We start from the raw sequence: 25,800 nt of genomic DNA on the forward strand, positions 1-25,800 counted from the left end.
CCCATTTAAACCTTGGTAAGGTTCCTCGCGTATCATCGAATTAAACCACATGCTCCACCGCTTGTGCGGGCCCCCGTCAATTCCTTTGAGTTTCATTCTTGCGAACGTACTCCCCAGGTGGGATACTTATCACTTTCGCTTAGCCACTCAATCCTTAAACCAAACAGCTAGTATCCATCGTTTACAGCGTGGACTACCAGGGTATCTAATCCTGTTCGCTCCCCACGCTTTCGTCCATCAGCGTCAATTAATTGTTAGTAATATGCCTTCGCTATCGGTGTTCTGTGTAATATCTAAGCATTTCACCGCTACACTACACATTCCAACTACTTCACAACCATTCAAGACCAACAGTTTCAAAGGCAGTTGCTCAGTTGAGCTGAGCGCTTTCACCTCTGACTTACAAGCCCGCCTACAGACCCTTTAAACCCAATGATTCCGGATAACGCTCGCATCCTCCGTATTACCGCGGCTGCTGGCACGGAGTTAGCCGATGCTTATTCGTAAGGTACCGTCATCAAACTACGCGTAGCCCTTATTCTTCCCTTACAAAAGCAGTTTACAATCCATAAGACCGTCATCCTGCACGCGGCATGGCTGGATCAGTCTTCCGACCATTGTCCAATATTCCTCACTGCTGCCTCCCGTAGGAGTCTGGTCCGTATCTCAGTACCAGTGTGGGGGACATCCCTCTCAGAACCCCTATCTATCATCGCCTTGGGGAGCCGTTACCTCTCCAACTAGCTAATAGAACGCATACTCATCTTTCACCACCGTAGCTTTAATAGTATCACGATGCCGTATTACTATACTATGGGGTATTAATCCAAATTTCTTCGGGCTATCCCCCAGTGAAAGGCAGATTGTATACGCGTTACGCACCCGTACGCCGGTCTCAGTTACCCGAAAGTAACTTCCCCCTCGACTTGCATGTGTTAGGCCTGCCGCTAGCGTTCATCCTGAGCCAGGATCAAACTCTTCATCGTTAAATTCTTTTATATCTTCTAACCGATCTTCAAGTTATTGACTTCAGGTTTCACTCAATCCTTTAAATCTTCTTTGTGCTGTACAACATTATGTCAAGGTACGTGTTGTTTATTCCCGCTCCAGAGGCACTACTCTCCTCTTTTGCGGGTGCAAAGGTATAACCTTTTTCCTTACCTCCAAAATTTTTATACACTTTTTTTCGAAGAAAATTTTTAATTACTTGATAAGTGATTGATTACTAAATTTATAAATTTTCAATATTTCTTTATTTGCCCTATAAAACTCACCGTTTTTTTCATCGTTATAGCAATTATTGTGGTTGATATTTCCCTTTTTTGTATTGCATCTGTATCACATCTTCTTTACTATCAACCATCCTTTCAGTGCAAAATCCTTCCGCATCACGCTCTATTTTTATATGCTTAGTAACACGTGTCTCCTCTATGGTATAGAAACCTCGCACCTTATGCTCTGAAATATGCAATTTGCTACTCATCTCTTTTTTTTCTCCCTCACAAGGAGTTTTTGCAGTTCCTCCCCCGAAATATCAGCCGTATAAGAAAATATATGAGTGTTTAACACTTTTTGCAACTTCTTCCCTTTAGTAATGAAATAGGTGAGCACCTCCGAGCCCATAGGCTTATTTTTATCGGCATTCGAGAAAAACACCCTCACCTGATAAGCAATCGCTTTCTTACCCAACAGTGGCGTCTGAGAAGCCACTTCCAAACCCTGTAAGCGCCCTCTATCACTGTCTTCCCATTCACCTTCACCTATGTAGTAGTTATCTATCATCTGTTTCTGAAGATTGTACAAAACAACATAAGCATCATAAAGCATCTTGTCCTTACTTCTTTTCTTTAAAGGAAAAACCACGAGCTTATGTATCGTATCTTCTTTTAGCCCTCGCTCAGTATAAAGTGCCCAATACACCTGACGTCTGTCGAGCTTAAATTTCGCCTCAATAGCTTTAAAAATAGCACTTTCATTTTGCAATTGTTCTTGTGCTACACCAAACATCGGCAGTAACAACAGTAGGTATATAAACTTCTTCATTTTTTAATATTTTATTGATTGCGTCCTTGTTCTTCTGGATACAGTTTATAAACAGGCTCACTCTGCCAATATTCCTTCGTCTCAATATCCATAACTGTAAGACGTCCTTTGAAGCCCGCTCCTGTATCTACATTTGCTACCCCGTTGAAAATAAGAGGTTTATCAGTACCCAAGCGCGTGGTAGGTGTATGTCCTATATAAATTTCATTATAGAGTTTCAAACGGTTAGGATAGTACTTATCCGTTTTAGGAAGACTAACGCTACAAGCAAGTTCCCAAAGCGTTCTATCCCAATAGTACATCTGTTCGAAATGCTCGTGAGCAATCCCCCGCAAATTAGTAAATCCCGCGTGAAGAAAAAGCCTATTTTTGCTATCCAAGTAGTAATTTTCAAGCGAGTTTATAAAATCAATATGAGCCTTTTTGCGCTCTGCCGAAACATTCCGATAAGCCTTTTCAGTAGCTTTTCCTCCGTGCAAACGCCAAAGAGTATCCATCTCTTTCCCTAAAAGAAACTCACGGCAAAGCACATCGTGATTCCCTCTGAGGAACAAACAACGCTGTTTCTTTTGGTATCCGATGAGAAAATCCATCACCTCGGGAGTCTCACTCCAACCATCAGCGTAATCACCAAGAAAAATAAGGTAGTCATCAGCTTGTATATCAGCTCTTTCAAGCACCTGCACCAAAGCGCGTAAAGCACCGTGTATATCGCCTATAACAAGAGTTCGCATAGTGTTTAATTTTGCTATTATTCGTCTGTGAAAAGTTCGGCAAAAGTAGTAATTTTTTTTCAATTATCAGAAAATCTCTAATTTTCCACCTGCCCGTCGCGCTATATCCTCACATTACCTCCGTCATTCATCATTCGTCACTCGTCATTTCTTCCCTTTTCCGTTACCACATTCCCTCTTTGAACGGAAGTCTGCGAGAGCGGAGTATGTGTAAGGAGAGAGGTTTGTCACCTTTTCCAGCTTGTCCCCCTTCGGGGGTTCGGGGGCTTACCAAATAAACGACTCGCCATATTCCCCCTCATTGAGGTAGCCAGCGACAGCTGGGTATGTGCACCGCGAGAGCGGAGTATGTGTAAAGGGGGAGGTTATCCCCTAGTGCCTATGGCCTAAGACCTATCACCTCTTCCTCTTTCTTTCGCCTCGAAACCCCATTTTTACCACTTTTTATGTCGCTGTATTATACTATGAGTCAACCACTTATATACCTTTCCTATACCAATCGTCCAAGATTCGTATAAGCTTCCTATAAGCTCTCTATAAGCTACCACCACCCTCCTTACAGCCTTTTCTCACCAAAATTCCTCTCAACTATCTTCTGAAATCTTCCGTTTCCTTCCGAATCCTCCTAACAGTCTCCAACACATCGCTTTTTCATCTCAAACTTTGGCAAAGTTTGAAACTTTGGCAAAGTTGATTACTGGCATTATTGGCATTTATCTCATTCTCTAATCTGCTAATTTGATAATTTGCTAATTATTCTCTATCTTTGCACCCGTAAACTTAAAAAACCCTTTTATAAAATGAAAAACAAAGATTTTGGACTCCTCGTCCTCCGCCTCACCATAGGCTTGCTTATGCTCCCTCACGGCATCAACAAATTATTACACGCCGATGCCTTTGGATATGTTCAAAGTACCTTAGTAGCCAAAGGTCTTCCCACCTTCATTGCCTATGGGGTATATCTTAGCGAAATCATCGCTCCTATAATGATTGTATTAGGCTTCCGAACCCGTTTAGCTGCTCTTATAATGGTACTCGGCGGAATTAGCACGCTCTTTTTGGCGTATGGAGGTCAAATTACCGCAGTTACGGCTCACGGTGGTTGGGCTCCTGAACTCCCTGGGCTATTCCTTTTCGGTGCTTTAGCTTTGTTCTTTACCGGAAGTGGCAAACACGCCATTTCCTCTCGCCACAAATGGGATTAACGAATGTTAGAACAAGTCAATCTTACCTACGAGAAAGTAGTACTTGTAGGGATTATCAATCAAACACAAACCGAAGAAAAATCTAAGGAATATTTAGACGAACTCGAATTTCTTACTTACACAGCTGGGGGTGAAGTGCTCAAACGCTTCACCCAAAAGCTTGATGTGCCTAACCCTAAGACCTTCATCGGCACCGGTAAGATGGAGGAAGTACAGCAATTTGTTGAAGAAAATGAGGTAGGTACTGTCATCTTCGACGATGAACTCACTCCTGCTCAACAGAAGAATATCGAGCGTATTCTCAAAGCAAAGATATTAGACCGCACAGGGCTTATTCTCGATATCTTTGCTCAGCGTGCACAAACCAGCTATTCGCGCACACAAGTCGAATTGGCACAATACGAATACCTCTTACCGCGCCTTACGGGATTATGGACGCACCTCGAACGTCAGCGAGGCGGTATCGGTATGCGTGGTCCTGGTGAAACCGAAATCGAAACCGACCGCCGTATCGTGCGCGACCGTATTGCCCTGCTCAAAAAGAAACTCACCGCTATCGATAAGCAAATGGCTACTCAACGCAGTAATCGCGGAGCATTAGTGCGGGTGGCACTCATCGGCTATACCAATGTAGGCAAATCAACTCTAATGAATGTGATTAGCAAAAGCGAAGTCTTTGCCGAAAACAAGCTATTTGCCACCCTCGATACCACCGTGCGCAAGGTTGTGATTGAGAACCTACCGTTCTTGCTCAGCGATACCGTAGGGTTCATTCGCAAACTGCCTACCCAGCTCATCGAGTCGTTTAAAAGTACCCTCGACGAGGTACGTGAAGCCGATTTGCTCTTGCACGTAGTCGATATTTCACACCCTAACTTCGAGGAGCATATCCAATCAGTAAACCAAATATTAGCCGAAATTCACAGCGCCGATAAGCCCACCATTATGGTATTCAACAAGATTGATGCGTATACCAATGAAGAAATAGCCGAAGACGATTTGGCTACCGAGCGCACTAAAAAACACTTCACTCTTGAGGAATGGAAACAAACTTGGATGCAACGAATGGGGCGCGATGTACTCTTCATTTCGGCACTCAATAAAAACAATCTCGAAGAATTCCGTGAGGTGGTGTACGAAAAGGTAAAGGAGATACACATCACTCGCTTTCCTTTTAATAACTTTTTATACGAAAAGATAGATGAATAAACTCAATTTACTATTGGCTACAATAGCCTTATGTTGCACCTCATTAGCAGTTGCTCAAAACGATGGAAACCTCAACACCGATCGCCCCGACCAAAGTGAAGGGGTATACACCCTGCCCAAAGGTCAGTTTCAAATAGAAAATGGTTTAGTTTTCAGCAAAGAAGAAAGCAGTGACAACCTAATGTTACGCTACGGACTCATCACAAACACCGAACTCCGCTTAGAAGCCGATTTCGACCTTCGTACCCCCGATTTTAGTAGTACTACTTTCAGCATAAAACAGCGTTTATACGAATCGGAACAGCGTTATATCCCCTCAGTGGGACTCATCGGTTATGGGCAATACAGCAAAACAGACGCTAAGACTTATACTTTCGACGCTTGTTTAGCTTTCGAAAGCTCTCTTACCGACCAGCTTTCATTGGCTTATAGTGCTCGTAGCTCTGAACAATTTAAGAATTTAGATGTTACTGCTCAGGTCAATTATGCTCCCAACAACAAGCTATGGAGCTTTGTTGAGTATTACGCTTCCTATAATGGAATGCGTGCTCCTGAGCACAATATCAATGCAGGATTTGCCTACCTCCTAAAACCTAATTTTCAAATAGACCTCAGCGGAGGGCGTACCCTTTGGCAACCGGAACCTCAATATTTTGTAGGGGTGGGAATAGGATATTTATTCATTTAACAATATGTAAGATTTCGCCCGAAGTATCGCTTTTGCATCTCTAATTTCCCCTGCAGAGAGGGCAAGAAGAGGTTTCTTCATTATTAATCACTAACCATTAATCATTAACAATTAATCATTAAAAAAATTGCCTAAAATAGGAAACATAGATTTAGGAGATTTCCCTTTATTGCTTGCACCTATGGAAGATGTAAGCGATCCTCCCTTTCGTCGCCTCTGTAAAATGCACGGAGCTGATATGCTTTACAGTGAGTTTATCTCCTCCGAAGGACTCATACGCGACGCCATTAAAAGCCGTCAAAAGTTAGATATTTTCGATTACGAACGTCCCGTAGGCATACAAATTTTTGGAGGTGATGAAGAAGCAATGGCGCTCTCAGCTAAAATCGTTGCCACTGTAAACCCCGATTTAGTAGATATCAACTTTGGTTGTCCTGTAAAGAAGGTTGTAAGCAAAGGTGCAGGAGCGGGGGTATTGAAAGATATCGATTTGATGGTGCGCCTTACCAAAGCAGTCGTAAACAGTACCCATTTACCTGTAACCGTAAAAACGCGTTTAGGCTGGGACGAACAAAGTATCAATATAGAAGAAGTAGCTGAACGTCTGCAAGATGTAGGTATCAGCGCGCTTACCATTCACGCCCGTACCCGTAGCCAGATGTACAAAGGTCACTCCGATTGGAGCTACATTGCCAAAGTGAAGAACAATCCTCGTATCCATATTCCTATTTTCGGTAACGGCGATATCGATAGTCCTAAAAAAGCCTTAGAATACCGCAATACTTACGGTGTTGACGGTATAATGATAGGTCGTGCAGCCATTGGTTATCCGTGGATATTTAATGAAATAAAGCATTATTTTGCAACGGGAGAGCTTCTCCCCTCCCCTACTATATCCGATCGTGTAGAAGCTGCTAAAAACCATCTATTATGGTCGGTAGAATGGAAAGGTGAACGACAAGGAGTGTTGGAAATGCGCAGGCATTATGCTAATTATTTCAAGGGGATTCCTAATTTTAAAGAACATCGCCAGCGATTAGTAACGTTAGATTCCTCAGAAGAAATAATAAGAGAACTCGAAGTAGTGAGAGAATTAAAAAGGGAAGTCTAATAATCTAAGCTTTTTTACTTTTTATTTTTAGTAAACCATAGGTGAGCATTCCTAAAACAAATGAAGCAGTAATTGCCAAAGTAAAACTCCCTACTAAGTATTGCAACAAATTGTTTTTGATGTATTCCATTGCGGTGAGGTCTCCTTGCGGAAGAATCGTTCCCCCCACAAAAAAAGTACCTATTTTAAGAGAAGTGAAAATAAGCACCGGTATCATTGGGGGAATACTCACATTCGAGCAAATAAAAGCCAAAGTTTTGTTCAAATTGAAGAATACCGCCAAAGTAATAGTAAGTATGGTTTGAAATCCCCAAAAAGGCGCAATGCCAAAGAATACACCTAATGCTACCGAACTTGCCTTCACACTATCGCTACTGTCGCTCTCTAATATATCTTCTTTAATAAAACGTTTGAGACTCTTCTTCTTAGCATCTCTAAAAAAATTACGCGGTTTGATATAGAAGAGCGCAATAAGCACCAACACACTGTTCAGCACACTGATACGCATAAAATCCCTAAACGGACGAAAATGCGAAACTCGTTCTTCGGGGTCGTACAACACTTGTATAGGTACATTCTTCAGTTGTACCCCATTCCAACTACTGCGCACTAATATCTCTATCTCAAACTCAAACTTTTCGGTGTAATATTTCTTAGGAATGTACTGCAAAGGATATAACCTATATCCTGATTGCGTATCAGGGAGATTGACGCCCGTTTCGAGGTGAAACCAGAAGTTAGAAAATTTATGTCCGAAGCTACTTTTCTTAGGCACCCCGTCTTGGGTCATATTCCTACTACCTACCAATAGAGTAGGTTCGCTTTCAGCTTCGATAGTAGCTATAAATACAGGTATATCTTCGGGGTAATGTTGTCCGTCGGAGTCGATGGTAAGGGCGTAGTCGTAACCTAAATTGCGAGCTTTGTCAAACCCTATACGTAGGGCATTGCCTTTACCTTTGTTCTTAGGAAGATGAATAATAGTGAGCTGGGGGTAACGAGCGAGTATATCGGGAGTAGCATCAGTTGCACCATCATTCACTATGATAATGTGAGAGATATAGCGCAACACCCCATCAATCACACGAGCGAGGGTTTTAGCATTGTTATAAGTAGGAATTAAAACGCAAATTTTATTCTTCTCCACGATATTCTTCAACTAATTTTTTAACAATATCCAAATCAACCGTATCATATTCTGATTTGTCGTAAATAGAAATGAATGCCACCGACATAGTTTCTTGATGGTCTATTTCTACTAATATTTCGTGAGTAATTACTCTTGCTCCACCACTTTTCCCTTTGTTTTTACTGCTTATGTTTAGTCGTATTTTTCTCAATCCTTCTCCTAATGATACTCCTATATTAGGATTTGTTTCAATTTCTTCTTTTAATGCCTCAAAATCCTTTTTTAAACTTTTGTATTTTTTACATAAAGTCTTTAATTCCTTTGCAAAAGAAGGTATATATCCAAATTTATATTTCATTGAGTAAATCGTCTAAATTACCTAATTTTACTTTGCCTTCTCTTGCTTCTTTTAGCTCATTCAAAGCATTAAAGAGTTTTTTCTTAAACTTTTTCTGTTGAGGATTTAAAGTTTCTTCACTCCCTTTAATATCAGTAACTTCTATAAAATCAAGAGATTTTATAAAATTTAGAAAAGCATCTACTTTAGATGGTTGTGCATTGATATTTATAGTAAGTTCCATATTTATGAGTTTATTGTAAATTTAACTTCTTTTTCTCTCCATCGTTAAACACTTTCGACTTCTTTACAAACCCCGCTATATACTTTTGTAGTTCACGGGTTTGCTGAGCGTAGTGTGCGAGTATAAAATCCTTATCGGCAGTGATGTCGTTGCGATAGGGTACTACTTTGGGCAAGTGTTCTTGCACACTGAGGCGTATCAGGTGAAGTTCAGCGTTTTGAGGTTGCTGTTTGAGGGCGTTTTCTAACAGTGGTTTACCCTCTTTGAGCAGAGTAATACGGTTACCTCCAAATTTTGCTAATATCATCTTACTCGCGCCTTTATAAGCACTTAGCACCACATCGGTAGTAGGAGCATCAGCCATTAACTCTACAAAAGCTACAGCGTTCTCTTTGCTATCGGAAGCCGTAGTATAGGCAGCGCGTACTTTTTCAAGGCTCTGCGCTTGCAGTGCTCCAAAACTCAAGAATAATATGACGAAGTAAATGTGTTTCATTTAGTCTATAAGTTCTTCAACTTTGCCAAAGTTCAAACTTTGGCAAAGTCTTAACTATTACTTGTTAAATATCGCTCTATACAAGTCGCTACCATTAGCATATAGCAAAAGGGCTATTAAAATAGCAAACCCTACCATTTGGGCGTGTTCTAATACTTTTTCACTCGGTTTTCTACCCGTTACCATTTCGTATAGGAGGAATACCACGTGTCCGCCGTCTAAGGCTGGGATAGGCAAAATATTCATAAAGGCTAAGGCAATAGATAGGAAGGCAGTAATATGCCAAAAAGCGAGCCAATTCCAAGACGATGGGAAGAGCTTTCCTATAGAACCAAAGCCTCCTACTTCACTCGCTCCCTTCTTGGTAAAGATAAATTTAAACTGAGCTACATAGTCGTGTAGCACATTGTAACCATATGCAATTCCGTGACTGAGGGCTTCTCCTAAACTGTAAGTCTTATGGGTAAATTGTACCTCCCCTTCGGTTTGCATACCGCTGATACCTATTTTTTTATTACTGTCGGGGAGGACGCTGAGGGTCATTGGCTTTCCGTTGCGCTCAATAGCAAAAGTGAGAGGAGTGTTCTCAGGAGCCATTGCAAGGGCAGGAGTTACATCGGAGAAATAGTAAATAGGTTCTCCATTGATGCTTAACAGCTTATCGCCCTTTTGTAAACCTGCTTTCTGAGCAGGCATTCCCACTATTACTGTATCGATAATGGGTTTTACTTTTACACTAAAAGGAGTCGTTTCTCCTCGTAAATAGAGCATCTTCCCAATAGAATCGGGGAGAGATAGAGTACGCACAGTTCCGTCTTGTCCTTTTACGGTAAGCTCACTGGTATTGCGCAACAAGATATATTTACTTACATCGGCTACGCTTTCTAAGGGTTTACCATTGATAGCGGTTACAATATCGCCGTTTTGGAACCCATAAGCGCGCATTGTGCGGGTTACTGCAAAACCTTCCTTAATACCTTCGGGTTTGAGCTGGTCTTGCCCCCAAGTGAAGAGTATCATCGCGTAGATAATGAAGCCTAAGAGCAGGTTTACCGTTACACCACCTACCATAATGATAAGGCGTTGCCACGCAGGTTTAGAACGGAACTCCCACGGCTGTGGAGGCTGCGCCATTTGCTCCTTGTCCATACTCTCATCAATCATACCGGCAATCTTCACGTAGCCACCCAACGGTAGCCACCCAATGCCGTATACTGTTTCGCCTATCTTCTTCTTAAAAAGGGCAAACTTCACATCGAAGAAAAGAAAAAACTTTTCTACTCTTGTTTTGAAGAGTTTAGCAGGTATAAAATGTCCTAATTCGTGTAGGACTACTAAAATTGAAAGACTCAGAATCAGCTGAGCCGCTTTTATTAAAAATACTTCCATTCTTTTTTAGGCCTTAGGCATTAGGCCTTAGGCCACAGGGGGGTAGGATAATATAACTATTGCGTATTACTTATTGTCAAACTTTTTTGTAAAGAAGTAAGCATTTTTCCTACTTCTTTTATTAAACCAAAAGCTCTTTCAATATCTGAATTGTTTAGATAATTAATTTTTACACAAAGCAATAATTGTGTTTCCAATTCAGCATTTGAACCTTTGGCGACAGATAAAAAATGAGTATATTCTTTAATTGAATATCTCCCTCTTCCTTCAGCAATATTACTTGGAATAGAGATAACAGCACGTCTCATTTGGTCACTTAAAGCAAATTGTTCTTCTTTAGGTAGTTTCTTAACTAAGTTATAAACTTCAACTACAAGATCCATTGCTTTTTGCCAAACAATTAAATCTTTAAAGTCTTTAATATCATTCATAAGTTTCAGACCATAGGCATTAGTCCTCAGTCCACAGGTTTTAAGATAATGTTCCTAAGGCCTATTGCCTAAGGCCTTTTTATTTGCTAATTGTCCGCAGGCGGCATCGATGTCTTTACCACGTGAGTGACGAACGGTAACGGTGATACCTGCCTCTTCAAGCATTGTTTGGTAAAGTTCAAGCGCTTTAGGGTCGGCTTGTTGAAATGCTCCATCGTCAATAGGGTTGTACTCAATGAGGTTTACCTTAGAAGGGGCAAACTTACAAAACTTTATCAGTGCTTCTACGTCCTTCTTCTGGTCGTTGATACCCTTCCACACTACGTACTCATAAGTAATACGGTTTTTGGTTTTTTGATACCAATACGCTAAGGCTTCTCGTAGTTCTTCCAGTGGAAATTGCTCATTGAAAGGCATAATGCCCGTGCGCACACTGCCAATAGCCGAGTGCAAAGATACAGCTAATTTGAATTTTACCTCATCATCAGCCATTTTTTTTATCAATTTGGGGATACCCGAAGTGGATAGCGTAATGCGTTTAGGCGACATTCCTAAGCCCTCAGGCGAAGTAATCTTGTCGATTGCCTTCAATACATTATTATAGTTCATCAGCGGTTCGCCCATTCCCATAAATACTATGTTAGAGAGCGGACGACCAAAGAAAGCGCGACTCTGCTCATCGATTACCTTTACTTGGTCGAATATCTCATCGGGGAGGAGATTGCGCATACGTTTTAAGCGAGCTGTGGCACAAAACGAACAGTTGAGACTACACCCCACCTGACTGGATACGCAAGCGGTGGTGCGAGTATCGGTAGGAATTAGCACCGACTCTACTAATAACCCGTCGTGCAAACGCACTGCGTTTTTAATCGTACCATCGTTACTGCGCTGCATCACATCTACTTTGATATGGTTGATGCTAAAATGTTCGCTGAGCATCTCGCGAGTAGCTTTGGGCAGTGAGGTCATCTCCTCGAAAGTATGCACGCCTTTCTGCCACAACCATTCATATACTTGGTTGCCACGGAAAGGTTTATCGCCATTACTCTCGAAGAAAGCGCGAAGTTCCTCCTTAGTAAGAGCGCGTATGTCGCGTTTTTGTTGCATATATTTGTGTTAGAGATGAGGCTTTGCCTCAGAAATCTTACAAATCAATTCAAATCAAACAAAGAAGTATGAATAAAGGCGTTAGCTTCAACTTTGACAAAGTTTACGACCCTAATTATAATTTAAAATCCTTTACTACCTCTTCTAACGGCAAGCGCGATTTTGGGCGCAAGTGCAACTGATTGCTGTCCTCAGGGTCGCGGTAGCCTATTGCCACCGCGAAGAGCGTAGTGTATTGAGGTTCATTCAGAAGCTTGTCGTACTCAGTATTGACAATACCTTCCATAGGAGTACTATCGATGCCCATAGAAGCACAAGCACTGAGAAAAAATCCTAATGCGATGTACACTTGGTTGTTTATCCACGCATAGAGTCCTACATCACCTTTGGGTTTTTGTACTTTATGATAGAGAAGTTAAGTCCCATTTCAGTAGCTGCTTTAACGAGCTTTTCTTCAAATGATGGCAAAGCGCTATTCGCCATAAATACCACTAAATGACTTGCTTTTCTAACGCGTTCTTCGTTGGTAAGCGATACTTTGGCGAAAGCCTCTTTAGTAGCTTCATCACTTATGAAAACAAATTGCCAAGGCTGTGAATTGATAGACGAAGGAGCGAGGCGTAATATCTCTTTGAGCTTAGCGATATCTTCATCGCTCACACGTTTAGAGCTGTAATGTTTAGTAGTATAGCGGGTTTGTGCTAATTTTAAAAAATCCATAGTGTTTTGTTTTTAAGTTTAACTTTTAATTTCAAGGTGCAAAGGTACGGCGTAATTAGCAATTTAACAAATAAGGAAAAAGGTAAAAGGTATGGCAGGTGAAATATGGCTAAAAATCAAGAGGTTATTCGAAGGTTATTCGAATCTAAGGCTACGGTAAGACGAAAAATGTCCGCTCTCGATGGCTTTCTCAGAGAGGTAAAGGCAACGAGAGCGGAGTTTAACGTAAGAGTAAGAAAAAAGTTAGATTTATTAAATTGATTCTTTTCTTACCATTATTTTGTTATAGGCATATAGTGATAGGGCAGCAAAGACACCTATTCCACAAATAAGATACCACATTTTGTTGGGGTTATAAGTATTCCAAAGCAAATCGGTGATTTGAGACTGACTGAGACCTAACTTCTGACTTGCCAAATCGAAATATTCCTTTTTAGTGAGATTTTCGGGCATTGCAATGGCTTTATTTGTGAGTTCGGTTTTTAGTAAAGTATATTTATCAGACCATTTTTCGTATAAATCACCAGAAATAAGTCCTGCAATATAATTACCTACCGCCACAGGCAAGAAATAAGTGCCTTGATAGAGGGCTTCCTTCCCCTTAGGGGTGATTTGAGCGATAAAAGCTGAAAGCGTGGGGCTAGCAGCCATTTCGCCTATGGAGAAAATCATAGTGCCTATAATGGTAAACCACACATTATTAAACATAAAAGTGAGCGTTACCCCTATGGTTCCGATAATCGTACCGCGAATCATTGCGCTTACGTGAGTCATTTTGGTTACGAAATAGGATACAACTACCTGAAAGAAGATAATCATAAACGAATCGATATTGATAAACCATTCGGCTTTTACTTGTCCTTTTTCGGTGAGAATAGTGCCTAAGAAAGGCAAATGATGGTTAATCCACGCACTTACTTTGGAGGAATCTACCCAATCTTCGATAAAATTAGGCAGGGTGTAGAACAGCTGGTTGAACATCGTCCAAAAGCCGACCATCAGTATGAGCAGTATGGTAAGGCGACGGTCTTTGAGTGCCTCTATAATGTGCATTATGGATTCTTTGATTTCGGTGAGGATAGGTTTGCTGTCGCGTTGTGCCATTTTAGGTTCTTTGAAAAAGAATAAAACTACCAGCAGGTTGATAACCATTACCACCGCAGCTTGCAGGAAGATAATGCGCCAACCGAGGGTAGTGCGTAGGTAAGACGACATTGCAGGACCTAAGAAGCCTCCGACGTTTACCATCATATAGAAGATACCGAAGCCCATTGTACTGGTGCTTTCATCGGTATTGCGGGCAACGGTACCGTTGATAACGGGTTTGAAGAAGCCCCCTCCAACGGCGGCAAAGAGGAACATCATATACATCGACCAATAGGTGTTTACTTCACCCATTAGGTAATAGCCTATCGCCATTATAGTACAAGAAATGACTAAAGAGAGTTTGTAGCCTATACGGTCGGCTATCACGCCAAAAACGAGTGGCAAAAAGTACTGTATAGCGGTTACGTTACCTATAATACTTCCTTTTTCGGTATGCGAAAGACCTAATCCGCCTTGGTCAGTTGAAGCTACTAAATACAAGGGGAGAAGGGTAAAGATACCGTAGAAGCCCCAACGTTCCATCAGTTGGAGGAAACTTGCTACCCAGAAGTTGGGTGAGAAAGTTTTGAGTGTTTGACCAAAGGATTTTTTATTTTCTGACATAGTTCATTTATTTTTGATATCTGTTTGAAAAGGCTCTGAAAATTTTATTGTAAAAGGAGGTGATACATATTTAGGTTTGTTTTTAGGAAAAATTGTAATTAACCTCTATAACATATGGCAAAACAATTGATTATTAGGGCAATCAGCTTAGACAAAGTTTGAAACTTTGGTTAAGAGCAGGGTGCATCACATTTTACTTTTTGATTCATAGTATACGCTGAATTAAAGTGCAAAAGTAAGAGCATTTTTGCTTCTATAAAAATAAAAAAGGGGTTTTATACAAAGGGGGTTGGAGATGTTATAAATATAACAACGCTCATAATGCCATTAATACTGGAAATGCCAATAATGCCATAATTCAACTTTGACAAAGTTTAAAACTTTGCCAAAGTTCGAGACGAAAAAGCGATGACAGCCATAGAGAATTAGCAAATTAAAAAATGAGAGAATTAGAAAATAGGGGAGGTTGAGGGGTTCGGAAGATATCGAAAGGGTTCGGAAGGACGGGTTGAGATAAAAGGTAAAAGATGAGCTGTAATTTGGGTGGGGTTAGCTTATAGAGAGCTTATAGGAAGCTTATACGAATCTTGGACGATTGGTATAGGAAGGGTATATAAGTGGTTGGTTCATAATATAATACAACAACGCTAAAAATGTTAAAAACGGGGTTTCGAGGCGAAAGAAAGAGGAATCCTCACCCCGTCCCTCTCCCAAGGAGAGGGGGAATGTGGCGACGGAAAAGAGAAGAAATGACGAGTGACGAATGATGAATGACGGAGGTAATGTGAGGTTATAGTGGCGACGGGCAGTCGTAGCACGGCTGGCAAATTAATTAGCAAATTTATGTGGGGTACACAGGCGTTTTATTAATAGCAGATGAGCAGATAAGAAGTGACAAAAATAATATAAATAGTGTATAATTCTTTCGTAGATAGCATATTTTTCTTACTTTTGCCCCAAAATCTTAAAAACAGATAATAGAATGGCAGACACTCAACTCACTCCCGAACAATATGAACTTTTCAAAAATGCTGAAAATCGTCTCAAGCAGAAACGATTGTTATATCTTCACTTCTTTGTCTTTGTGTTAGGCTCTATCTTTTTTGTAGTAGCCAATAAGGTATTAGACTATGGAGCGACCTATAATTGGTATTTGTGGGCGATACTCTTATGGCTTTTCATCTGGCTGTGGCACGCTATAAATGTATTTGTATTGCATCGCTTCTTAGGAAAGGAATGGCAAGAAAAGCAACGCGAACAACTGATAGCAGCCCAACAGAAAAAACTTATAAAGATGGAAGCCGCAGTAGAAAAAGAGCTTGCTACACAAAAGGAACAAGCAAAACGTGAATTGGCAGCTGAACAGGCTGAGAAAGATAACGAGCAAACCAATACGTCGTCTACAAACTTTTAACTGTTCACTTTTCACTATTCACTAAATATGATAACTCTTATAGCTGCTGTTGCCGAGAATAACGCTATTGGCAAAGGAGACCAACTGTTATGGCATTTGCCTGAAGATTTTAAGCATTTCAAACGCCTCACGACGGGACACTGCATTATAATGGGACGGAAGACCTTCGAGACTTTCCCCAAACCTTTGCCTAACCGTATACATATTGTTATTACGCGCCAGAAAGGGTATGCGAAAGAGGGAGCTGTGGTGGTTTCTTCAGTTGAAGAGGCTATAGAAAAGGCTTTGGCAATAGACCCTAACCCTTACGTGATAGGCGGTGGAGAAATCTATGCACAAGCCCTCCTCTTTGCCGATGCGATAGAACTCACACGGGTACATCACACTTTTGCCGAAGCTGATGTATTCTTTCCTGAGTTTAACCGTGAAGAATGGGAGTTAGTAGCCTCTGAGCGTTTTGAAAAAGACGAACGGCACGCTTATGGGTTTACTTTTGAAAGATACGTCGTAACACGGTCGTAGCACGACGGGTAGCCGTAACACGGCGGGCAGTTGTAGCACGACAGGCAATTTTGTAGTGATTATAATATACCAATACTGGTTGTGAAATAGAAAATATTACGCGTAGAAGCGAGTTATAAATAGAATAAAAATGAAAAAATGGATTGGCTCCTTTGCTCTATGGCTAATGGGGTGGAAGATAGAATTACAAGGTGATTTGAAAACTTTAAATCGCTGTGTATTAGTAGTAGCACCGCACACTACTAATTGGGAGTTTGTTTTGGGTATCTTGGCTTATTGGAAGATGGAAAAACCGATTAAACTCATTATAAAAGACGCACATACCAAAGCGTGGTACGGCTGGTTAGTGCGCAAGTTAGGAGGGATTGGCATCAATCGTTCACAGCGCAATCACTTGATAGAATTTGTTACTGAACTCTTTAAGAAAGAAGACTTTAGCTTGGTAGTAACCCCTGAGGGCACGCGTTCTAAGGTGAACAAGTGGCGTATGGGCTTCTACCATATAGCTCTTTCTGCCCAAGTACCCATAGTTTTAGGTGCTGGTGATTTTAAGAAGAAAATGATATATATCGGGAAGACCATTAGCTTAGAGGACTTACAAACGCTCCCACAAGAGCAAATAATGGAGGAAATACAGAACTTTTATAAGGATATTACTCCTAAATACCCCGAGCAGTGGAACCCTAAGATTTATTGATGTGAAAGCAGTCGTTATAAGGAATTGAATAATATAAAAAGTCAGCTATAATAGCTGACTTTTTATATTATTGTATCATTTCCCAAAGTTTGTCTTTCAGTTGCTGAATGCCTTTGCCCGACACCGACGAGATAAACAAGAAAGGCGTACCACCTAATCCTGTTGCTACTTCTTGCCGAATGGCTTCGGTGAGCTCGTCGTCTAACATATCCGATTTTGAAATGGCTATGAGGCGGTCTTTGTCCAGTAGTTCAGGGTTGTATTCTTTGAGTTCATTTAACAAGATATGGTATTCAGCAATGATATCCTTGCTGTCGGCAGGAATGAGGAATAGCAATACCGAGTTGCGCTCTATATGTCGCAAGAAGTAATGCCCCAAGCCTTTACCTTCGGCAGCACCTTCTATAATCCCAGGTATATCGGCTACTACAAACGATTGGTAATCGCGGTTTTGCACAATACCCAAGTTAGGTTTGAGGGTTGTGAATGGATAGTCGCCTATTTTTGGCTTAGCAGAAGTAATTACCGATAGCAGTGTAGATTTGCCCGCATTGGGGAAGCCTACAAAACCTACATCGGCTAACACTTTTAACTCTAAAAGCAACTCGCGTTCTTCACCAGGGAGACCTGGTTGGGCGTAGCGCGGGGTTTGGTTGGTAGCGGTGCGGAAATGCCAGTTGCCTAGCCCTCCTTTGCCACCGCGCAAAGCGATGATTTCTTGTCCGTCTTCTGTAATTTCAAAGAGTACTTCTCCAGTTTCAGCATCTTTAACAATGGTTCCTAAGGGGACTTCCAAAGTGATATCTTTACCGTCGGCACCAAAACTACGGTTGGCTCCTCCGGCTTCACCGTGTTCGGCACGAAAGTGCTGTTGGAACTTGAAGTGTATGAGCGTCCAAAGGTGCTTATTGCCACGCAAGATGATATGCCCTCCACGACCGCCATCGCCTCCATCAGGACCTCCTTTGGGTACGAACTTCTCGCGGTGTAGGTGCATAGAACCTGCGCCTCCTTTGCCAGAGGCAACGTATATCTTTACGTAGTCGGTGAAATTGCCTTCGGTCATTGGGGATTATTCAGCTTTGAGTTTGTCGATAGTTTCAGAAAGGCGGGTAGTAATTTCTTCGATAGTACCTATACCATTAATCGTGTGATATTTACCTTGCGTTTGATAGAAAGTGATAAGAGGGGCTGTTTTTTCGTTATATTCAGTGAAACGGTTGCGTATTTTCTCTTCGTCTTGGTCATCAGTGCGACCGCTCACTTTGCCACGTTCTACTAATCGTTTGATGAGCACCTCGTCATCAGCTTCCAAAGCAAGAGTACCGTGAATGCGCATACCTTTACTTTCTAAGAAAGCATCAAGTGCCTCGGCTTGTGCAATAGTACGAGGGAAGCCATCGAAGATAAAGCCTTCGGCATTAGGGTTCTTTTCAACTTCCTCTTGTAGCATTTGTATAGTAACTTCATCGGGTACGAGGTCACCTTTATCCATATACGATTGAGCGAGTTTGCCGAGTTTGGTTTCGTTCTTGATATTATGACGGAAAATATCGCCGGTAGAGATGTGCACTAAGTTGTATTTGTCTTTCAAGAATGTTGCTTGGGTGCCTTTGCCAGCCCCTGGTTTGCCGAAAAGTACTAAATTTGTCATAGTTAATGAAGTGTTTAATTGATATACTTGGGGTAAGTTACGCGCTATCTCGTCAAAATCCAACCCATAGCCCACGATAAAGCGGTTAGGGATAGGTTTGCCTACATAGTCTATTTTGAGGTCTTTTTTGTAGGCATCGGGTTTGAAGAAGAGGGTAGCCACGCGGAAAGAGTTCACCTTTTTATCTTCGAAAATGCGGTAAATTTCTTCTAAAGTGTTGCCGGTATCAATAATGTCTTCCAAGATTACCACATCACGTCCTTCCACTGGGGTAGAAAGCCCTATGAGTTGGTGTATTTTTCCAGTAGACTGGGTACCTTTATAAGACGCCATTTTTACAAATGATATTTCACATTCGCCTTTGTAGTGCCTTAGGAAGTCGGCTGCAAACATAAAAGAGCCATTCAGTATGGCGATGAAAATAGGGCGTGATTCTTGCAAATCTTGATATACCTCACTTGCCATTCGTTCGGTAATTTGGTTGAGTTCCTCGGCAGATACGTAAGGCTCAAAAGTCTTATCGTGTAATTTTATCAGTTCCATTGTTTAGGTGTTATGTTTAGTCATTAGCTGTTAGAAATGTTTTAGAACTATATTCCAAGTTCATTTTTCATTTCTTTTTTTCTCTTTTTACTTTTTCAAATGATATCACATCTTCTAGTAGGTGTGCTTTAGGAATGGGGCTTCCCCAATTTGATTGATGTTATCCATTACAGTTGTTGGTTTGTCACTTAAAATAAAGTGCAAAAATAATCAATTTTAATGAATGAGCAAAATCTACTTCCCCTAAAGGGTCTTCGTCATATCTTCATCTACTACCAATATAAAATCAGCTTGACCATAAGCCTCTTTTGCTAATTTCGATAAGTCTACTTGTTCTGTCGTAGCAATAGTAATAACTTTTAGTTTTGGCTCTTCTCGCTTCAAAAACCAGTAAATCCCCTCATAAAAATCGCTGTGATATGTCCCGTTAAAATGCACAAAAACACTATTAGGCTTTCTGTTCTTTACAATAGCATCTGCCATCGTAGCATCTTTTACGGCTTGTGCTTTTATTATATTCTCCTTCCCTTTGTGATTGGGGAGCGACTCTGTCATTTTTTTATACTGTGATAAGTTCTCATCAAACACAATAGGTAGCGGGGCTATCCATCGCTTCTCAGCTTCTGGCAAGGTATCCAATGCTTTTAATCCTTTTTTGTTCACCAATCTCGCATACTTCCTCGGCACATTAGTAGCTATAAAAGGCAAATGATGTTCCTTCGCAAAATCCACCAAAGGCTTATAGTCGGTTTTGTAGTTCGTCCATAATCGTGCCAAAGTATCCAAAGCCTTTTCTGTAACACCGCCTTTTAGATATTGGTTTACCACCTCTTGGTCATTGCGTTCTAACATCTCAGCTCCCAATATCAAGTTAACCTGAGGCTGTAATTCTTTCACCAATGCCAACTGCAACCAATGCGCAATCGGATTGTCGTGAAACTCTCCAAAAAGCACCACATCGCTCTCTTTGGCTTTTTTTACAACCTTCTCAAAACTGACTTTCTTTCCATTCTTATCAAATAACTGATATGCCTTCTTGTGTTGTGCACACAAAGATATTGTAAAAAATAAGACTATAATAAACGTCGCTTTTCTCATAATTTATACAAAAATAGATTGTCCTATATCTGTTAATATCAGCTCTTTGCCTTTTGCCTTAAAACTCCTCTTTGCTAAATCCTTATCATCTAACTTAATGAGGTTAAAAGTGTCGTAATGATACCCCAACACCTTGTTGCATTTCACAAAGTCTGAAGCCATAATAGCATCTTCCACGTCCATTGTAAAGTTACCTCCAATGGGCAATATAGCTAAGTCCAACTTATAACGCACCGGTATGAGTTGCATATCAAAATACAAAGCCGTAGCCCCCGATACGTATACCGTCTTTTCCAAAGTTTTAATCACAAACCCACAAGCGCACCCGCCGGCAGTGCCATTTTCGAAGGTAGAAGAATGTAATGCTGGTACCATCTTCACCGACCCAAATGGGAAACTGTACAGCCCTCCCAAGTCCATAGGGTGCGAATTTTCAATTCCCAAATTAAAAAAGTAATTAGAGATTTCAAAATTCGAAATGATTTGCGCTTTCGTGCGCTTAGCTATCTGCTCCACGTCCGATATATGGTCTTGTTGCGCCGAGGTTATCAAGATGTAGTCAGCAGGAATCGTATTGATATCTATATGGCTTGCCAAAGGATTATTAGCAATAAACGGGTCTACAAGCAAATGTGTATCGCCTATTTTGATGCTCACACACGAGTGTCCGTAATAAGTTACCTCCATAGTTATTATGTTTTTTAGTGTATTTATTTAATATATATAACGTCCGTTACTATCTCCTTCTTTCGTTTAACTCTCCTTAAAATATATGTATCAAAATCCCCACAAAAAAGAGTACCGAAAGCAAAAAAGTACTCAGGGCTACTATCTTTAATTCTTTATCAAGCTGTTTGAGTTCCGTATTTCGTTTTACGGTGAGTAAATGTCCTATTAAAGGCAGAAAAGCAACTAAGTACAAAAGCTCCCAGCGCATTTGCAAACGCATCACCGAAAAGCCCAACATTGCCACCATCGCCAATATAACTAAATAATAATGATAATATTTAGCCATCGGAATTCCCATTTTCACTACCAATGTATGTTTGCCCGAACGCTTATCGTTCTCATAATCGCGCATATTGTTTAAGTTCAGCACTGCTACACTCAGCAAGCCAATAGCAATAGCGGGCAACCATATAACCTTATTCAAGCTCTCTGTGTATAAGAAATAACTGCCTACCACGCTCACTAACCCAAAAAATACAAACACAAATAGGTCGCCCCAGCCCCGATATCCATAAGCCGATTGCCCCACAGTGTACTTGATAGCCGCTACCACACACAGCACTCCTAAAACAAAAAACACCGAGATATATAACAGATTTTCTCTTCCAAAAGCCGTATAAATAAGCACCGTAGCCGAAAGTAACGACAGTAAAGCAGTGATAAGTACAACCCTCTTCATCTGCCTACGCGTAACTCTCCCACTCTGCAAAGCTCTTGTAGGACCTATGCGGTGCTCATTGTCCGTGCCCTTTACCCCATCGCCATAATCATTGGCAAAGTTCGAAAGTACCTGAAACAAAATAGTGGTAAGCAGTGCCCAACCAAAAATCTCCCACCTAAAAGCATAAGGGTCTTCGCGAAATGCCAAAGCACTCCCCGTGATAATCCCCGCAACCGATAAGGATAAGGTGCGCAACCTCGCAGCTTTCAAAAGAGTTATGATATCCATAGAGCCTGCAAAATTACAAATACTAATGACAAATACAATAATATATTCTAATAATTCTTTTTGCTTTATACTTTTCTCTAAAAACGATTTCAATACCCCTACTCCAACTTTCAAAGCTCATAGAGATTACCAAAAAAGATATTTATTCCGTTTTGAAGATGATTTTTGGAATGTTTTTCTATAAAAATAGTATTTGTGTAGAAATGTATAGATATAGCTATCGTCCAAGATTCGTCCAAGGTTCGTATAAGGTTTGTATAAGATACCTATAACAAGAACTTTTTTCTGTTTGGTTTCTCTATATTATAGCCTATCCGAATTTACGCGCCACACTTTGGCAAAGTTTGAAACTTTTCCAAAGTTGATTGTACTGATAACCAACTACTTTTTCGGTATTCGTAGGGGTAAAGCTTGTGATAGTAGCGTATGTGAGGCTATTTGTCCCTCCAAAAAACAAGCCTTTTTATTCGCAATCTATTTTTGTTTGACTATAAAAACACTTGTATTAGCTTAATTCTATACCTTTGTTTATCTTTTACCTTTTTAGCTCTTACTGAGTAAAATATATCAATTTCCTTCTATAAATGCTCAACAACTTCGATTTGGAAATAAACCCTACGTACTTACCGTCCTTCACTACGGGCAAGTTCCACGCACCAGTATGCTGAAACTTATTCATTACGGTGCTCATCTTGTCCTTGCCCATTTCTATGATGGCAGGTGGTTTTTGCATTAGCTCTACGGCAGGAATCTTGTCGTAATAGTTCGTTTCAAAAATCAAGTGCCGTATGTCGTCAAGCAGTATCACACCTTGTAGCGTACCTTTTTCGCGGTCGAGTACAGGGTATATGTTGCGGTTCGACTCGCGCACAGCATTGTACACCACCTCACGAAGTTTCATATCGGTATATACGGGGGTGAAATTGTGTTCCACCACTTGGTCAAAGTCCATTAGGGTGAGTATCGATTGGTCTTTGTTCTGCGAGATGAGCTCTCCTTTTCTGCCTAATTCCATCGTATAAACAGAATATTTATTAAAGTATTTCGCTACCGAAAACGATACCGCAGCAGTGAGCATCGCCGGTACTAACAGCGAATAGCCTCCCGTTACCTCGGCGATGAGAAAAACAGCCGTAAGGGGTGCGTGCAATACCCCCGTCATCAGGGCAGTCATTCCCACCAAAGTGAAGTTCGGTAACTCTGCTTTATAGCCCAAAATAGGAAACTCGTTGATGATGCGCGCCAAGCAGTTCCCCATCACTCCCCCCATAAACAGCATAGGCGAGAAGATACCTCCTACCCCTCCCGCACCAAAGGTGAGCGAGGTGGCAATAACCTTTGCAAAGGTAAGGGCAGCCAAAAGTAGGATAATCACCCACGCATTCGATAAGTCCCAACCAAAAATATTACTGCTCAGTGACAGTTCGGGGTGACCTTCTTTCAGGTGATTGATAATCTCGTGTCCTTCACCGTAAAGCGGTGGCATTATGTAAATAAGCAACCCCAAAAGAGCTCCGCCCACTACTATTTTTAGCCAAGGTGAAGTGAGTTTCTTAAAAGTAGCATTTATTTTCTCATAAACATAGGTAAAGTAAGCCGACATCAATCCGCCTACTACTCCCAAGAGAATATAAAACGGAATGCCTTGTAATGAAAAAGCTCGTGTGATGGTTATGGGTATCAATACTTCACTGCCAAAGAAGAAATAAGAAGTGAATACCCCACAAAGGGAAGCGATAAACAGCGGTATGAGTGACGAGAGCGTCAAATCCAACCCAAAAACCTCAATAGCAAACAGTATCGCCGCAATAGGCACTTTAAAAATAGCTGCTAAAGCCGCCGCACAAGCACACGCCAAAAGCAACATCCGGTTAGATTGATTAATGTGAAAAAACCTGCAAATATTGGAACTAATACCTGCCCCCGTTACTACCATCGGACCTTCTAACCCCACCGAACCTCCAAAACCAACGGTAATAGGTGCTGTGAGGATACTGCCATACGCCTGAAAGCGCTTCATTATTCCTTTTTGGTGGGCTACCGCATAAAGAATCGAAGGGATTCCGTGGTTCACATCGTGCCGTATCACGTATTTTTTTACCAAATACACAATGGCAAAGCCTAACATTGGGAGGATAAAGTAAAAACTATAAGTAATAGTTTGAGCGAGCTTGTCGTCTAGCAACCACTGAATAAGATGTGTAAACGAGCGCATTGCCAAGGCAGCCAATCCCGTAGCAATGCCTATTATTCCACTGAGAATAAGGATAAAACGCCTATCCGAAATATGCTTTACACGCCATATCAAAAGGCGTTTGAGAAGATGTTGCTGGTGATGGGTCGTCATTATACTTTTCTTAAAAACGGTGCAAAAATACAAAACAAATCTCAATACACCAATTATTCTTCACCTTACCTTCTCCATAGGTTCAATCATTCTGCGCTTATTTTTCATCTGCCTATGCATCTCGCACCGTCTTTTGTCCCTCTTTCTTCCACTGATTTTTAATCTATTAGTCAGCGTAGAGCCACTGTAGACCCACTGTAGACCCACTGTAGACCCACTGTAGACCCACTGTAGAGCCACTCATCGTTCGCCTTATCTTCGCCTTTCCGTCGCTACATACTTTGCCAAAGTTGAAAATCACTCAAAAAACCTATCTTATCTTCACCATTAATCATTAACCATTAACCACTAATCATTAATTTTCCTTTTTTGCTATTTCAAAAAAACTTTGTACTTTTGCACTTTACTAAAACAGAATAATTATGTCTTGGTTTAAAAGAACAGCAAAAGGAATACAAACCTCTACTGAGGAAAAGAAAGATATCCCCAAAGGATTATGGTTTAAATCACCCAGCGGTAACATCGTCGAACAGGACGAGTTAGCTTCCAATTTCTATGTAAGTCCCGACGACGGGTATCACGTGCGCATAGGTAGTAAAGAGTACTTCCAAATATTGTTTGATAACAACGAATTTCAAGAACTCGATGCCAATATGAGCTCTAAAGACCCTTTAGAATTTGTCGATACAAAACCCTATACCCAACGTTTAGAAGAAGCTACTCAAAAAACAAACTTAAAAGATGCCGTGCGCACTGCCGTAGGAAGCTCTAAGGGTAAGTCTATTGTAATAGGCTGTATGGATTTCGCTTTCATCGGTGGTTCTATGGGAAGTGTGGTAGGTGAGAAGATTTGTCGTGCGATTGATTATGCTATCAAACACCGATTGCCTTTCTTGATGATTTCTAAATCAGGAGGCGCACGTATGATGGAAGCCGCTCTTTCACTAATGCAAATGGCTAAAACGTCTATTAAACTCGCTCAGTTAGACGAAGCCAAACTACCTTACATCTCGCTTTGTACCGACCCTACAACGGGAGGTATTACTGCATCGTTTGCGATGCTGGGCGACATCAATATAGCCGAACCAGGGGCTCTTATTGGTTTTGCAGGACCTCGTGTAGTGAAAGACACAACAGGGCAAGACCTCCCCGAAGATTTCCAAACAGCAGAGTTCTTACTCGAACACGGCTTTTTGGATTTTATCGTAAATCGCAAAGAGCTCAAAGACAAAGTGAATTTGTACATCGATTTGGTGATGAACCGCGCCGTGAGAGCTTAAAATATAGGCGA

26 protein-coding genes, 1 rRNA gene and 1 pseudogene (1 of these 28 running past the window's edge) are annotated in these 25,800 nt (G+C 41.1%); 8 read left to right on the top strand and 20 right to left on the bottom strand.

Features of this window, described 5'->3' with window-relative positions; translation table 11 throughout:
- The 4 genes from HW278_RS03685 to HW278_RS03695 form a co-directional block, all read right to left on the bottom strand.
- Positions 1–986, bottom strand: a 16S ribosomal RNA gene (locus HW278_RS03685); it reaches 532 nt to the left of the window's first position.
- Positions 987–1,297: 311 nt separating this feature from the next.
- Positions 1,298–1,483, bottom strand: coding sequence for a hypothetical protein (locus HW278_RS12425; protein WP_255493751.1), 186 nt, complete (start codon positions 1,481–1,483; stop codon positions 1,298–1,300).
- On the bottom strand, positions 1,480–2,043 hold the full coding sequence (locus HW278_RS03690) for a hypothetical protein (protein ID WP_255493752.1): 564 nt from the start codon (positions 2,041–2,043) through the stop codon (positions 1,480–1,482). Before HW278_RS03690 ends, HW278_RS12425 begins: the two co-directional genes overlap by 4 nt.
- Before the next feature lie 11 nt (positions 2,044–2,054).
- The gene (locus tag HW278_RS03695) at positions 2,055–2,777 is read right to left on the bottom strand and encodes a metallophosphoesterase (RefSeq protein ID WP_178976969.1); all 723 of its coding nucleotides are present in this window, start codon (positions 2,775–2,777) and stop codon (positions 2,055–2,057) included.
- An 800-nt stretch (positions 2,778–3,577) separates the two neighbouring features.
- On the opposite strand from HW278_RS03695, the gene HW278_RS03700 reads away from it, so the two are divergent.
- From HW278_RS03700 to dusB, 4 genes are all read left to right on the top strand, one after another.
- A complete protein-coding gene (locus tag HW278_RS03700; RefSeq protein ID WP_009410544.1) occupies positions 3,578–3,982 on the top strand; it encodes a DoxX family protein in 405 nt (134 codons plus the stop codon).
- Between the two features lie 3 nt (positions 3,983–3,985).
- Positions 3,986–5,191, top strand: a complete 1,206-nt coding sequence (gene hflX / locus HW278_RS03705; protein ID WP_002673774.1) for a GTPase HflX — start codon at positions 3,986–3,988, stop codon at positions 5,189–5,191.
- A complete protein-coding gene (locus HW278_RS03710) occupies positions 5,184–5,879 on the top strand; it encodes a transporter (protein WP_009410546.1) in 696 nt (231 codons plus the stop codon). Before hflX ends, HW278_RS03710 begins: the two co-directional genes overlap by 8 nt.
- Positions 5,880–6,006: 127 nt before the next feature.
- Positions 6,007–6,990, top strand: a complete 984-nt coding sequence (gene dusB, locus HW278_RS03715; protein WP_178976970.1) for a tRNA dihydrouridine synthase DusB — start codon at positions 6,007–6,009, stop codon at positions 6,988–6,990.
- A gap of 4 nt (positions 6,991–6,994) precedes the next feature.
- On the opposite strand, the gene HW278_RS03720 is transcribed toward dusB, so the two are convergent.
- The 9 genes and pseudogenes from HW278_RS03720 to HW278_RS03760 form a co-directional block, all read right to left on the bottom strand.
- Complete coding sequence (locus HW278_RS03720; RefSeq protein ID WP_178976971.1) at positions 6,995–8,137, bottom strand: DUF2062 domain-containing protein; 1,143 nt, start codon at positions 8,135–8,137, stop codon at positions 6,995–6,997.
- Positions 8,124–8,477: a toxin gene (locus HW278_RS03725; protein WP_106096390.1), complete on the bottom strand. Its 354-nt coding sequence runs from the start codon at positions 8,475–8,477 to the stop codon at positions 8,124–8,126. Before HW278_RS03725 ends, HW278_RS03720 begins: the two co-directional genes overlap by 14 nt.
- A complete protein-coding gene (locus HW278_RS03730; protein ID WP_106096389.1) occupies positions 8,467–8,700 on the bottom strand; it encodes a hypothetical protein in 234 nt (77 codons plus the stop codon). Before HW278_RS03730 ends, HW278_RS03725 begins: the two co-directional genes overlap by 11 nt.
- Before the next feature lie 10 nt (positions 8,701–8,710).
- Positions 8,711–9,196 carry a hypothetical protein gene (locus HW278_RS03735; RefSeq protein WP_178976972.1) on the bottom strand — a complete coding sequence of 162 codons (486 nt, stop codon included), beginning with the start codon at positions 9,194–9,196 and terminating at the stop codon, positions 8,711–8,713.
- A gap of 57 nt (positions 9,197–9,253) precedes the next feature.
- Positions 9,254–10,585, bottom strand: a complete 1,332-nt coding sequence (rseP, locus tag HW278_RS03740; RefSeq protein ID WP_178976973.1) for an RIP metalloprotease RseP — start codon at positions 10,583–10,585, stop codon at positions 9,254–9,256.
- A gap of 56 nt (positions 10,586–10,641) precedes the next feature.
- Positions 10,642–11,016: a four helix bundle protein gene (locus HW278_RS03745; protein ID WP_009410551.1), complete on the bottom strand. Its 375-nt coding sequence runs from the start codon at positions 11,014–11,016 to the stop codon at positions 10,642–10,644.
- A gap of 54 nt (positions 11,017–11,070) precedes the next feature.
- Positions 11,071–12,126 carry a 23S rRNA (adenine(2503)-C(2))-methyltransferase RlmN gene (gene rlmN, locus HW278_RS03750; RefSeq protein WP_178976974.1) on the bottom strand — a complete coding sequence of 352 codons (1,056 nt, stop codon included), beginning with the start codon at positions 12,124–12,126 and terminating at the stop codon, positions 11,071–11,073.
- Positions 12,127–12,241: 115 nt separating this feature from the next.
- Positions 12,242–12,846 (bottom strand): annotated as a pseudogene (locus tag HW278_RS03755) (nitroreductase family protein).
- A gap of 252 nt (positions 12,847–13,098) precedes the next feature.
- On the bottom strand, positions 13,099–14,556 hold the full coding sequence (locus HW278_RS03760) for an MFS transporter (RefSeq protein WP_002673787.1): 1,458 nt from the start codon (positions 14,554–14,556) through the stop codon (positions 13,099–13,101).
- Between the two features lie 982 nt (positions 14,557–15,538).
- On the opposite strand from HW278_RS03760, the gene HW278_RS03765 reads away from it, so the two are divergent.
- The 3 genes from HW278_RS03765 to HW278_RS03775 all read left to right on the top strand — a co-directional run bounded on the left by HW278_RS03765 (position 15,539) and on the right by HW278_RS03775 (position 17,189).
- On the top strand, positions 15,539–15,970 hold the full coding sequence (locus HW278_RS03765) for a 2TM domain-containing protein (protein WP_178976975.1): 432 nt from the start codon (positions 15,539–15,541) through the stop codon (positions 15,968–15,970).
- A gap of 27 nt (positions 15,971–15,997) precedes the next feature.
- Positions 15,998–16,492, top strand: a complete 495-nt coding sequence (locus HW278_RS03770) for a dihydrofolate reductase (protein ID WP_015781792.1) — start codon at positions 15,998–16,000, stop codon at positions 16,490–16,492.
- A 130-nt stretch (positions 16,493–16,622) separates the two neighbouring features.
- On the top strand, positions 16,623–17,189 hold the full coding sequence (locus tag HW278_RS03775; RefSeq protein ID WP_002673804.1) for a 1-acyl-sn-glycerol-3-phosphate acyltransferase: 567 nt from the start codon (positions 16,623–16,625) through the stop codon (positions 17,187–17,189).
- A 67-nt stretch (positions 17,190–17,256) separates the two neighbouring features.
- Here the strand turns inward: HW278_RS03775 and obgE are convergent, their stop codons facing one another.
- The 7 genes from obgE to HW278_RS12430 form a co-directional block, all read right to left on the bottom strand.
- Positions 17,257–18,255, bottom strand: coding sequence for a GTPase ObgE (gene obgE, locus HW278_RS03780; protein ID WP_106096383.1), 999 nt, complete (start codon positions 18,253–18,255; stop codon positions 17,257–17,259).
- A gap of 6 nt (positions 18,256–18,261) precedes the next feature.
- Positions 18,262–19,386: an adenylate kinase gene (locus tag HW278_RS03785; protein WP_178976976.1), complete on the bottom strand. Its 1,125-nt coding sequence runs from the start codon at positions 19,384–19,386 to the stop codon at positions 18,262–18,264.
- Positions 19,387–19,629: 243 nt separating this feature from the next.
- Positions 19,630–20,484, bottom strand: a complete 855-nt coding sequence (locus HW278_RS03790; protein WP_178976977.1) for a ChaN family lipoprotein — start codon at positions 20,482–20,484, stop codon at positions 19,630–19,632.
- Between the two features lie 3 nt (positions 20,485–20,487).
- Entirely contained in the window at positions 20,488–21,171 is a 684-nt protein-coding gene (locus HW278_RS03795) for a metal-dependent hydrolase (RefSeq protein ID WP_002673809.1), read from the bottom strand.
- Between the two features lie 76 nt (positions 21,172–21,247).
- The gene (menA, locus tag HW278_RS03800) at positions 21,248–22,276 is read right to left on the bottom strand and encodes a 1,4-dihydroxy-2-naphthoate octaprenyltransferase (protein WP_178976978.1); all 1,029 of its coding nucleotides are present in this window, start codon (positions 22,274–22,276) and stop codon (positions 21,248–21,250) included.
- A 436-nt stretch (positions 22,277–22,712) separates the two neighbouring features.
- Positions 22,713–24,509 carry a chloride channel protein gene (locus tag HW278_RS03805; protein ID WP_009410333.1) on the bottom strand — a complete coding sequence of 599 codons (1,797 nt, stop codon included), beginning with the start codon at positions 24,507–24,509 and terminating at the stop codon, positions 22,713–22,715.
- A 166-nt stretch (positions 24,510–24,675) separates the two neighbouring features.
- Positions 24,676–24,810: a hypothetical protein gene (locus tag HW278_RS12430; RefSeq protein ID WP_255493754.1), complete on the bottom strand. Its 135-nt coding sequence runs from the start codon at positions 24,808–24,810 to the stop codon at positions 24,676–24,678.
- 121 nt (positions 24,811–24,931) lie between these two features.
- On the opposite strand from HW278_RS12430, the gene accD reads away from it, so the two are divergent.
- Positions 24,932–25,789, top strand: a complete 858-nt coding sequence (gene accD / locus HW278_RS03810) for an acetyl-CoA carboxylase, carboxyltransferase subunit beta (RefSeq protein ID WP_009410329.1) — start codon at positions 24,932–24,934, stop codon at positions 25,787–25,789.
- Positions 25,790–25,800 lie beyond the last annotated feature (11 nt).

This window comes from Capnocytophaga sp. oral taxon 902, from assembly GCF_013394735.1.
GTDB lineage: Bacteria > Bacteroidota > Bacteroidia > Flavobacteriales > Flavobacteriaceae > Capnocytophaga > Capnocytophaga ochracea.